This window comes from Thiolapillus sp. (assembly GCF_048562965.1).
Classification (GTDB): Bacteria; Pseudomonadota; Gammaproteobacteria; order Chromatiales; family Chromatiaceae; genus Thiolapillus; species Thiolapillus brandeum_A.
This window is the reverse complement of sequence record NZ_JBHNMF010000039.1, coordinates 1-9,551: the sequence shown is the minus strand read 5'-3', so window position 1 is coordinate 9,551 and position 9,551 is coordinate 1. Positions and strand designations below refer to the sequence as shown.

The following is a 9,551-nucleotide window of genomic DNA, read 5'->3' as shown; positions in this document are numbered from 1 at the left end:
TAAACCAAGCCAGGCGACAGCCCCGATCACAACAGGACGTGACCGGGGTTTTTTTATGTACAGGATGTACAGTATGCCGCGGGCGCAGGGATGCGCAGGAGCGGCGATGTACTGGATGTACGGACAGAAAATTACTCCTGCATTTTCTGCACTTCCCGCATCCCTGCAGGTCATAGACGATTGTAGGTTGGGCTTCAGCCCGACCCATGATTTCCTGAGTGGAAAATGTCGGACTGAAGTCTGACCTACGGGGAATTGGGCTGTTGTCTGAAAGAAGCCAACAGCATCAGCACCACACCCAGAGTAATGGCGCTGTCCGCCAGGTTGAAGGCTGGCCAATGCCAGCCGTGCCAGTGAAAATCCAGAAAATCCGTCACCTTGCCTATGCGTACCCGATCCACGAGGTTGCCCAGGGCACCTCCCAGGATCAGCGCCAGGGAAAACCCGGTCAGGCGTTCGGAGGTTTTCAGACGCAACAACCAGACCACGAGCCCGACGGAAATGATGCTGGTCAGACCAATGAAGAACCAGCGCTGCCAGCCCCCGGCATCATCGAGAAAACTGAATGCTGCGCCCTCGTTGAATGCTAGCGTCAGGTTGAACACGGGCAACACCGGCACCACCTCGTAAGGCTGGAATAACGCCAATACCCAAGCCTTGCTGGCCTGATCCAAAATCAGCACCAGCAGCGCCAGCAGCAGGAAACCGCCTGGGCGCAGCCGATCAGCCATAATGGCGCACTTCACCCTCACCTTCGACATTCTCCACGCAACGGCCACACAGTTCCGGGTGATCGGGATGGCTGCCCACCTCTTCCCGGTGATGCCAGCAGCGCACGCATTTGGGATGCTTACTGGCCACAGCTTCAATGGCCAAGCCATCGAGTCCGCTGTCCACGGTATTGGCGCTGCGTTGTGACAGAGGCTGGATTCCGGCATAGGACGTGATGAGCACGAAGCGCAGCTCATCTCCCAGTTTCGCCAGCGAATCGTACAGCTCACCATCGCAATACAGGATGACCTCGGCGTCCAGGGATGAACCGAGATCTCCTGCCTTGCGCATGCCTTCGAGCTGCTGGCTCACCGCGCCGCGGGCTTCGAGAATGCGTTGCCAGTCGGCCTCATCCAGTTCGCCCCTGCTTTCCAGGCCGAACAGGCCGTCATACCAGGTCTCCAGAAACACGGATTCGCTGCGTTCACCGGGAACATGCTGCCAGGCCTCATGGGCGGTGAAACTGAGTATGGGTGCCAGCCAGCGCACCATGGCCTCGATGATGTGATGGATGGCCGTCTGGCAGGAACGGCGCGGCAGGCTGTTGGTCCTGGTGGTGTATTGACGGTCCTTGATGACATCCAGGTAGAAGCCACCCATGTCCACCACGCAGAACTGCAGGATCTTCTGGTAGATGAGGTGGAAGTTGTAGTCGCGATAGGCCGCTTCGATCTCTTCCTGCAGGGCCTGGGCGCGGGCCACGGCCCAGCGGTCCAGTTCCACCATATCATCCACGGCCACAGCATTGTGCGCGGGATCGAAATCGAACAGGTTGGCCAGCAGGAAACGGGTGGTGTTGCGGATGCGCCGGTAGGCATCTGCCGTGCGCTTGAGAATCTCGTCGGAGACACTCATCTCCGCCCGGTAATCGGTGGCGGCCACCCACAGGCGGATGATATCCGCGCCCAGGTTCTTGGTGACTTTCTGGGGCTGAATGACATTGCCCAGGGACTTGGACATTTTCTTGCCCTGGGCATCCACGGTGAAACCGTGGGTGAGGCAGGCCTTGTAGGGCGCCTTGCCCGTCATGGCCACGGAAGTGAGCAGGGAGGACTGGAACCAGCCACGATGCTGATCAGAGCCTTCCAGGTACAGCTCCGCCGGACGGTGAAGCTCCGGGCGGCGGTCCAGGACACAGGCATGGGTCACGCCGGAGTCGAACCAAACATCCAGGGTATCAGTTACCTTTTCGTATTCACCGGCTTCGTCACCGAGAATGTCCGCAGGCTGCAGCTGGAACCAGGCTTCGATGCCTTCCTGCTCCACTTTCTGCGCCACCTTTTCGAAAAGCGCAGCGCTGTCGGGATGCATCTTGCCGGTCTTCTGATGGACAAACAGGGTGATGGGCACGCCCCAGGTGCGCTGGCGGGAGATACACCAGTCCGGCCGGTTTTCCACCATGCCGCGGATGCGTTCCCGGCCCCACTCCGGCAGCCATTCCACATTGTTGATCTCCTTCAGGGCCGCCTCGCGCAGGCCATTCTGCTCCATGCTGATGAACCACTGGGGAGTGGCGCGGAAGATGATGGGGGTCTTGTGGCGCCAGCAGTGGGGATAGCTGTGGGTGAGGCGCTCCTCATGCAGCAGGGCATTGTGGGCCTTGAGTACATCGATGACCTTGTCATTGGCGGAGAACACATGCTCACCGGCAAACAGGGGGGTGTCTTCGTTGAAGCAACCGTTTCCCAGCACCGGGTTGTCCACCTTCAGGTGGTATTTCTGACCGACGATGTAGTCTTCCAGGCCGTGACCGGGGGCAGTATGCACAGCGCCGGTTCCCGCATCCAGGGTGACATGATCGCCCAGGATGATGGGCACTTCCCGGTCGTAGAAAGGGTGTTTCAGCATCAGCCCTTCGAAGGCATCGCCTTTGCCGTAACCGATGACGCGGTAGTCGTTCAGGTTCCAGCGGGCCAGTGCTTCCTTCATCAGGCCTTCGGCCACCAGGAAGCGGCGCTCGCCAGCCTGCACCACGGCATAATCCAGCTCAGGATTCAGGGCCACGGCCTGGTTGGCGGGCAGGGTCCAGGGGGTTGTGGTCCAGATGACAACATACAGGGGGCCATGACCGTGATCGCCGGGTACGGAGTGACAGCAGTACATGGCGGCTTCATCGTCCAGCACCTCAAAAGCCACGTCGATGGCCAGGGAGGTCTTGTCCATGTAGTCCACCTCGGCCTCGGCCAGGGCGGAACCACAGTCGGTACACCAGTTCACGGGCTTGGAGCCTTTGTGTACATGCCCCGCTTCCACGATACGTCCCAGGGAGCGGATGATGTCCGCTTCCTGCTGGTAGTTCATGGTCAGATAGGGATTATCCCAGTCACCCAGTACTCCCAGGCGTTTGAAATCCTCCCGCTGACCCTCGATCTGTTTCTGCGCATAGGCGCGGCAGGCCTTGCGGAACTCGGCCGCACTGACCTTGCGGCCCGGCTTGCCCACCTTCTTCTCCACCTGCAGCTCGATGGGCAGACCATGACAGTCCCAGCCGGGCACATAAGGGGCGTCGAAGCCATCCAGGGTGCGGCTCTTGTTGATGATGTCCTTGAGAATCTTGTTTACCGCATGGCCGATATGAATACTCCCGTTGGCATAGGGAGGACCGTCATGCAGGACGGATTTTTCCCGTCCGGCACAGATATCGCGGATCTTCTGGTAGAGATTCTGCGATTCCCATTCCTTGAGCATCTGCGGCTCGCGCTGGGCAAGATTCCCGCGCATGGGGAAATCGGTCTTGGGAAGATTGAGTGTGTCCTTGTATTCGCTCACGGACTTGTTATTCCTGTGTGGTTGAAGTTCAGATAGCAAGTATCTTTCGCGCACGCGATGCGTCCAGCAGGATCTGCTGCTGCAACTCGTCGAAAGAAGAAAACTTTTTCTCGTCCCGTATCCTATGGACAAAGGTCACGCCAACCTGGGCGCCATAAACCCGGGCATCAAAGTCGAACAGGTGCACCTCCAGCAGAGGCCGGCCTTCTCCATCGACCGTAGGACGCGTACCCACATTGGCGACACCGGGAAGATCCTTTTCCGCCAACCCCTGGACCCTGACCGCAAACACGCCTCTTACAGGACTGACCCGCCGATGCAGGTTTACATTCAGCGTGGGAAAACCGATGGTACGCCCCCGCTGGTTGCCATGCCCTACCCGCCCGCAGATCTGGTAAGGCCGCCCCAGGCAGTGCTCTGCCGTGGCAAAGTCACCCTCGGCCAGCGCTTCACGAATGCGGGTGCTGCTGATGCGGCAATCATCATGACAGACCGTATCCATGCTCTGCACGCTGAAACCCTGTGCGGCGCCGATCTTCTGCAACAGCGCGAAATCGCCTTTGCGTTCCTTGCCAAAGCGGAAATCATCGCCCACATACAGGTGCCGGATACCCATACCGTCCAGAAGCACCTGCTGCACGAATTCCTCGGCAGTCAGCGCGGCCAGGTGCACATTGAATTCGAGCAGCACCACACGATCGATACCGCAACTGCGGATATGGATGAGCTTTTCACGCAGGCGCGTCAGGCGCGGTGGTGCCATACGGGGCTGAAAGAACTCCATGGGCTGGGGTTCGAAAAGAATAACCGTCGAAGGCAATCCCAGCTGCTGCGCCTTTTCCCGCAGTGCATTGAAAACAGCCTGATGCCCCAGGTGCACACCATCAAAATTGCCGATGGTCGCGGCACAGCCGCGATGACTGGCACGCAAATTGTGCTGGCTGCGTACGAGCTGCATGTTACTGATGAACGATGGTGTCAGCTTTGAAGCCTACACCTATGGCAGCGGAAACCGGATCACAGTCAATAGTATGCTGCCCTTGCAGCTTGTTGCCAAACCAGGGGCCTTTCATGATGCCTTCGTGATACCACAGACCATTGAGCCCCCCCCTGAGGACAAAACCAGCAGCGCCCGGCCGCGTTCCTCCCCTTTGTGCTCGATCCATTCAATATCGAACACACGTCCGTTGGTCGTTCCATGGACGTAGCCCTTGTCCAGTTCATAGCAACCTGTCACCCTGCTGCCGTCAACCTGCAGTTTCAGTAACTGGTAGTTGGTCCGGTATACCCCGTTGGGATCGATGTAGTGCGGTTCATCACCCACCGGCTTTCCATAGGCCTCCAGCTCATTGATTTCCGTGTAGCTCTTGTTGCCATAGTTGGACAGGATCTCGATCTTCAGCCAGCGCGCTCTTACCGGCTTGTCGAGAATTTTTTCCTTGCGTCCAAACTGGGCCGCCTCCATCAAGGAGACCGGCTGCCAGCCTGATTGTGATGATTCGGTTGAAGCAGAGAAACGGAGCTTGTGTGCAGAAACCCCCGGATAGGCCTTCTCGTCGATTTCCCGGTTGTCCACTGCCAGCCGGCTCAGCTCGTACTCCCTGTCCAGCTCGATCACGAAACTCTGCGGCGTCCAGCCTTTGGGACCAGGCTTGCCACTGGCCCAGTAGTTGAGCAAATTGCCCTCGATCATGGCATTTACCGGAAACTCCTTGTCGTACTGGCCGGTATGCGCCAGTATCACACCGCCGTTTTTCATCAGCAGAATGTTTCTGTCTTTTGCCTGGGCAACTGCACCAGGCGCCGCGCCAGCATCAGCACCGCACAGCAGGACAGCAAGTCCCACAAGAAACCCTAACCTCGCCAATGACATAGATTACACCGCTGGAACCAATGACTTCCGAACCCATCATTTTACAATGATTTGAACAATTATGCTCTTCCGGTATTTCGAAAGTGATGCGGGCGAATGCCCAGCAGCGCCAGCAACAGGAAATAGACAAGCGCCCCGATCCCTATCCAGGCACCCAGCCAGGACGCGCGCATCCAGATACCAACCCCCGACCAGGCCTGCAATGCAGGCATACCCCAGACCAGCACGGCAGCCATACCAGCCACCGCTAGTCCCACCTTCAGCCAGAGAGCCGGCCATTCCTTCCCCGGACGATAAACATCGCGCTTGCGCAAACCTCTGAACAACAGGCCGGCATTCACGAAAGCCGAAAGACTGGTGGCCAGCGCCAAGCCGGCATGCTGCAGCGGAAAGATCAGCGCCAGATTGAAAACCATGTTCACGACCATGGCGACGATCCCGATCTTTACCGGCGTTTTGGTATCCTGCCGGGCATAGTAGGCTGGCGCCAGCACCTTGATCAGGATGAAGGCCAGCAATCCCACTGAATAAGCCATGAGACTCAGGCGGGCCATGCTCACATCACGCATATCGAACCGCTCGGAAAGAAACAGCGTAGCAATCATGGGGCCGGCCAGCACAGCCAGCCCCACGGCTGCCGGCGCGCCCAGCAGCAGCGTGGTGCGCAGGCCCCAGTCCAGTGTATGACTGAATGCCCTGCTGTCCGTCGCCGCGTGGCGCTTCGACAGATTGGGAAGAATTACGGTGGCCAGCGCCACACCCAGCACGCCCTGGGGGAATTCCATGAGCCGGTCTGAATAGTACAGCCAGGAAATGCTGCCGGTCTGCAGGAAAGAAGCCAGCACCGTATCCAGCAGCAGGTTGATCTGCACCACGGACACCGCAAACAACGCAGGCAGCATCAGCTTCATGATCCGTCCCACTCCCTCATGCCGCGGCGCCGGGCGGGGAGCAGGTAACAGTTTCAGCTGGTGAAGAAAGGGCAGCTGAAAAGTAAACTGCACCACACCCGCGATGAGCACACCCCAGGCCAGGGCAACCACGGGCTGCTGCATCTGCGGGGCCAACCACAGGGCGGAGCCGATGAGGCAAAGGTTGAGCAGGACCGGCGTGAAGGCAGGAACGGCGAAGCGGTTATGGGCATTGAGTATGCCGCCGGCAAATGCCGTCAGCGAAATGAACAGCAGGTAGGGGAAAGTGAGCCTGAGCATCTGGGCGGCCAGATCCAGTTTTTCCGTCGCGCCATCGAGTACCCAGCCAAAGGCGAACAGGGAAACGATGAGCGGCGCGACGAGCACGCCGATGAAAGAAACGATCAGTAGCACCAGGCCCAGCGTGCCCGCCACATGATCGACCAGCGCCTTCAGTTCGGAATGGGAGCGCTGCTCCTTGTATTCCATGAGCACGGGAACGAAAGCCGTGGCGAAAGCACCTTCCCCAAAAAGGCGCCGCAGGAAATTCGGGATCTTGAAGGCCACGAAAAAGGCGTCCGTGGCGGCATCAGCACCGAACACCCGCGCCAGCACCAGATCCCTCACGAAACCCAGCACCCGGGAAACCATGGTGTTGCCACCCACGGTGGTCAGTGATTTGAGCAGGGAAGCCAGGGCCGTTCTCCAAAGGGGATCGTTCGGGATGCGGCATTCTACCCCATCTGACGCAATGACCGCGCACCGGCATCGCCGAAAACCCCCCTCTGTGTTTTCCACAAATGCTGTGGATAACTCTGTGAAGAAGATGCGGAAATCACGACTAGCCCTTTCCATAGCGGAAAACGGTTCAAATTGACCAAGTTTCGGTCAATTTCAGAAAATTATTAGATAAACATATAGTTAGCTAACTTTTATGAGAACCTGCTTTCGGGGTTACCTCTAAACATGCAAAATTTTTCCGGCCTGATGCAGCTTGTGTATAACAATAGGTAGATTATGGGTAGGATGCAGGTAGAATACCGGCCATGACTGACCTGACCCCTGAATTCTGGAAACACAAATCACTGGCTGAAATGACATTCAGACGAGTGGGAGGCCCTGTGCGACGGCTGCGCCAAATGCTGTTTGCACCGTCTGGAAGACGAGGACACCCGGGAAATCTATTTCACCAACGTCCACTGCCGGCTGCTGGACCTGGAAACCAGCCAGTGCAGCGATTACGCGAACCGGTCAACAAGGGTATCCGATTGTGTCACTATCACACTCAAGGAACTGGAAGATCCCTACTGGCTCCCCAGCACCTGCGCCTACCGCCTGCTGGCAGAGCACAAACCCCTGCCCGAATGGCATCCCCTGGTATCCGGCGACCCCAACACGGTCTTCGATTCGGGCAACGGCATCACCGGCCGCACCATTTGCGAAGACGATGCGGGCCGGCTGGACTGCCATCTCATCGACTGGATCAAATAATGGCCCAGGGCACAGCCAGCTCTATCACGGACACATCCAGCTGGCCGACACGGACAGCCAGCGTTATGAAAGTCTGGAATTCTCCACGCCCCAGCACCCCTCTGAAAAATCCGAACGCCTGATACTGCGGTTACTCGCATACACCCTTTTATATGAACCGGGCATGGCATTTCGCAAAGGTGGACTGAGCGAGGGCAATGCACCGGATGTTGCCGTTCGGGACATCGATGACCGTATCCTGCACTGGATCGACGTGGGCACTCCCACACTCGATCGGCTGCAGAAAGCCGCCCGGCACACGCCTAGAGTGTCCCTTGTCACCCATGAGCATCTGCTGCAACGCTGGAAACGACAGCATGATGGTCAGCTGCCCGATTTTTCCGGGCGCATAGTCTCTCTGGACAGCGAACTTGTCGAAACCCTGGCTGCCACCCTTACCCGCCGCTTCGAATGGCAGGCCACCCTTTCCGGCGGTGTCCTGCGCTGCCAGCCATGGAGAGCGAAGCGAAGGCTGGTAGACCCCAGTAGCCGCGAGACCGCACTGCTTACCCGTCGTGCGCATAGCGCCAGAGGGGAAGCAAAGTAGGCATCCAAACGCGGCGTCCAGTCATTGGGAGACAAGTACGGAGCAGCAACGAGCTTGCGAAGTTGTTGCGTAGTGCTTGGTGACCAGGACGGCTGGGGCACCAATAGGTTGTCAAAGGCCGAGTCGATTTTGGGGACTGGGATGTCCCAAAATCTATCACGAGGCCGAAGACACACTTGCATCTCGACAGCAAGGATTTATCCCTCAGCAGCAACATAACGACACATGGCTGATTCATCACACCCCTTCCTGACCATTTCCCCAGAAATTATATTAGTTTTTAATAATGAACTAATATTCTTTCCCTTTGTCATAACTTATTAATGACAAGAGGAGAGAACAATGTCTGCACTTATCGAAAACTTCCCCCATGACGGTATCGTCACCGTCAACCGTGTCATTCTGAAACCGGAATTCACGGTCGACGACCTGCAGGAAAGAGTGGCCTACCTGTGCGAAAACGTGAAAACCTATCACTCGGATACAGGGTTTATCGGCGGCTTCGTCACCCTGAACAGTGGTAATATCTCCAATGAAGGCAGCACCATCGGCCAGGCCGTGGAAAGCCCCCTGAAGAACCGCGAAGCCCTTATCGTCACATTCTGGGACAACTTCGAAAATCACGAGCAATCCCACCGTAGCGAGACCTTTCAGCCCCTGTTCAGAAAGGTGCTGGAACTGTGTGAAAACGGCAACGAGGAAATCGCCTACGACATGCTGTGGTCGGGCAAGGCCTATTCGGCGGAAGAAGCTGAAAAAGCCCGCCAGGCCAAGGTCGAACACCTGCACCAGGCCGCCTGAGCCATTGATGGGTCGCATTGAGGGGGCGGTAATGGTTTGACTCCGCCCCTCCTTTCATCGATGCGGTTCGTACCTCACCGAATCCTACCCGATTATGTGTTTCCGGGGCGAAATCAAATTTTGTCAAACCGTTGATTTTTCGAAACATCACTCTGGTTTGATTCCAACCATCCATTGACCGCAGGATGCGGTGAGCCTACGAACCGCATCGCAATACCCGCACCCTATCTTGTTACCGTCTATAAATAGCTATCTTTTTCGGGCAGCTCCAGATAATTAGCGCATGCCAATATACTGAATTAATTAATCACCTGCCTTGACAAGGATATTGTCGTTTGCAGGGAGCGAT

General features: G+C 57.3%; 8 protein-coding genes and 1 pseudogene. 3 read left to right on the top strand and 6 right to left on the bottom strand.

Features of this window, described 5'->3' with window-relative positions:
- Window positions 1-245: 245 nt before the first annotated feature.
- The 5 genes from lspA to murJ form a co-directional block, all read right to left on the bottom strand.
- Window positions 246-731: a signal peptidase II gene (gene lspA, locus ACOCD2_RS04115; RefSeq protein ID WP_293645343.1), complete on the bottom strand. Its 486-nt coding sequence runs from the start codon at window positions 729-731 to the stop codon at window positions 246-248.
- Window positions 724-3,540 (bottom strand): isoleucine--tRNA ligase, encoded by a 2,817-nt coding sequence (gene ileS / locus ACOCD2_RS04110; RefSeq protein WP_293645345.1) that lies wholly within the window; start codon window positions 3,538-3,540, stop codon window positions 724-726. The genes lspA and ileS overlap by 8 nt, the downstream gene beginning before the upstream one ends.
- 28 nt (window positions 3,541-3,568) lie before the next feature.
- Entirely contained in the window at window positions 3,569-4,498 is a 930-nt protein-coding gene (gene ribF / locus ACOCD2_RS04105) for a bifunctional riboflavin kinase/FAD synthetase (protein WP_293645347.1), read from the bottom strand.
- Between the two features lie 111 nt (window positions 4,499-4,609).
- A complete protein-coding gene (locus tag ACOCD2_RS04100) occupies window positions 4,610-5,386 on the bottom strand; it encodes a discoidin domain-containing protein (protein ID WP_293652392.1) in 777 nt (258 codons plus the stop codon).
- An 86-nt stretch (window positions 5,387-5,472) separates the two neighbouring features.
- Entirely contained in the window at window positions 5,473-7,020 is a 1,548-nt protein-coding gene (murJ, locus tag ACOCD2_RS04095; RefSeq protein ID WP_293645355.1) for a murein biosynthesis integral membrane protein MurJ, read from the bottom strand.
- A gap of 350 nt (window positions 7,021-7,370) precedes the next feature.
- Here murJ and ACOCD2_RS04090 point away from each other — a divergent pair.
- Both ACOCD2_RS04090 and ACOCD2_RS04085 read left to right on the top strand, forming a co-directional pair.
- A pseudogene (locus ACOCD2_RS04090) lies at window positions 7,371-7,815 on the top strand (YcgN family cysteine cluster protein).
- A complete protein-coding gene (locus tag ACOCD2_RS04085) occupies window positions 7,772-8,401 on the top strand; it encodes a YaeQ family protein (protein WP_294030239.1) in 630 nt (209 codons plus the stop codon). The pseudogene ACOCD2_RS04090 and the gene ACOCD2_RS04085 overlap by 44 nt, the downstream one beginning before the upstream one ends.
- On the opposite strand, the gene ACOCD2_RS04080 is transcribed toward ACOCD2_RS04085, so the two are convergent.
- Window positions 8,361-8,561 carry a hypothetical protein gene (locus ACOCD2_RS04080; RefSeq protein WP_294032265.1) on the bottom strand — a complete coding sequence of 67 codons (201 nt, stop codon included), beginning with the start codon at window positions 8,559-8,561 and terminating at the stop codon, window positions 8,361-8,363. The genes ACOCD2_RS04085 and ACOCD2_RS04080 overlap by 41 nt on opposite strands.
- Window positions 8,562-8,743: 182 nt before the next feature.
- On the opposite strand from ACOCD2_RS04080, the gene ACOCD2_RS04075 reads away from it, so the two are divergent.
- Window positions 8,744-9,202, top strand: a complete 459-nt coding sequence (locus ACOCD2_RS04075; protein WP_293650253.1) for a ligand-binding protein SH3 — start codon at window positions 8,744-8,746, stop codon at window positions 9,200-9,202.
- Window positions 9,203-9,551 lie beyond the last annotated feature (349 nt).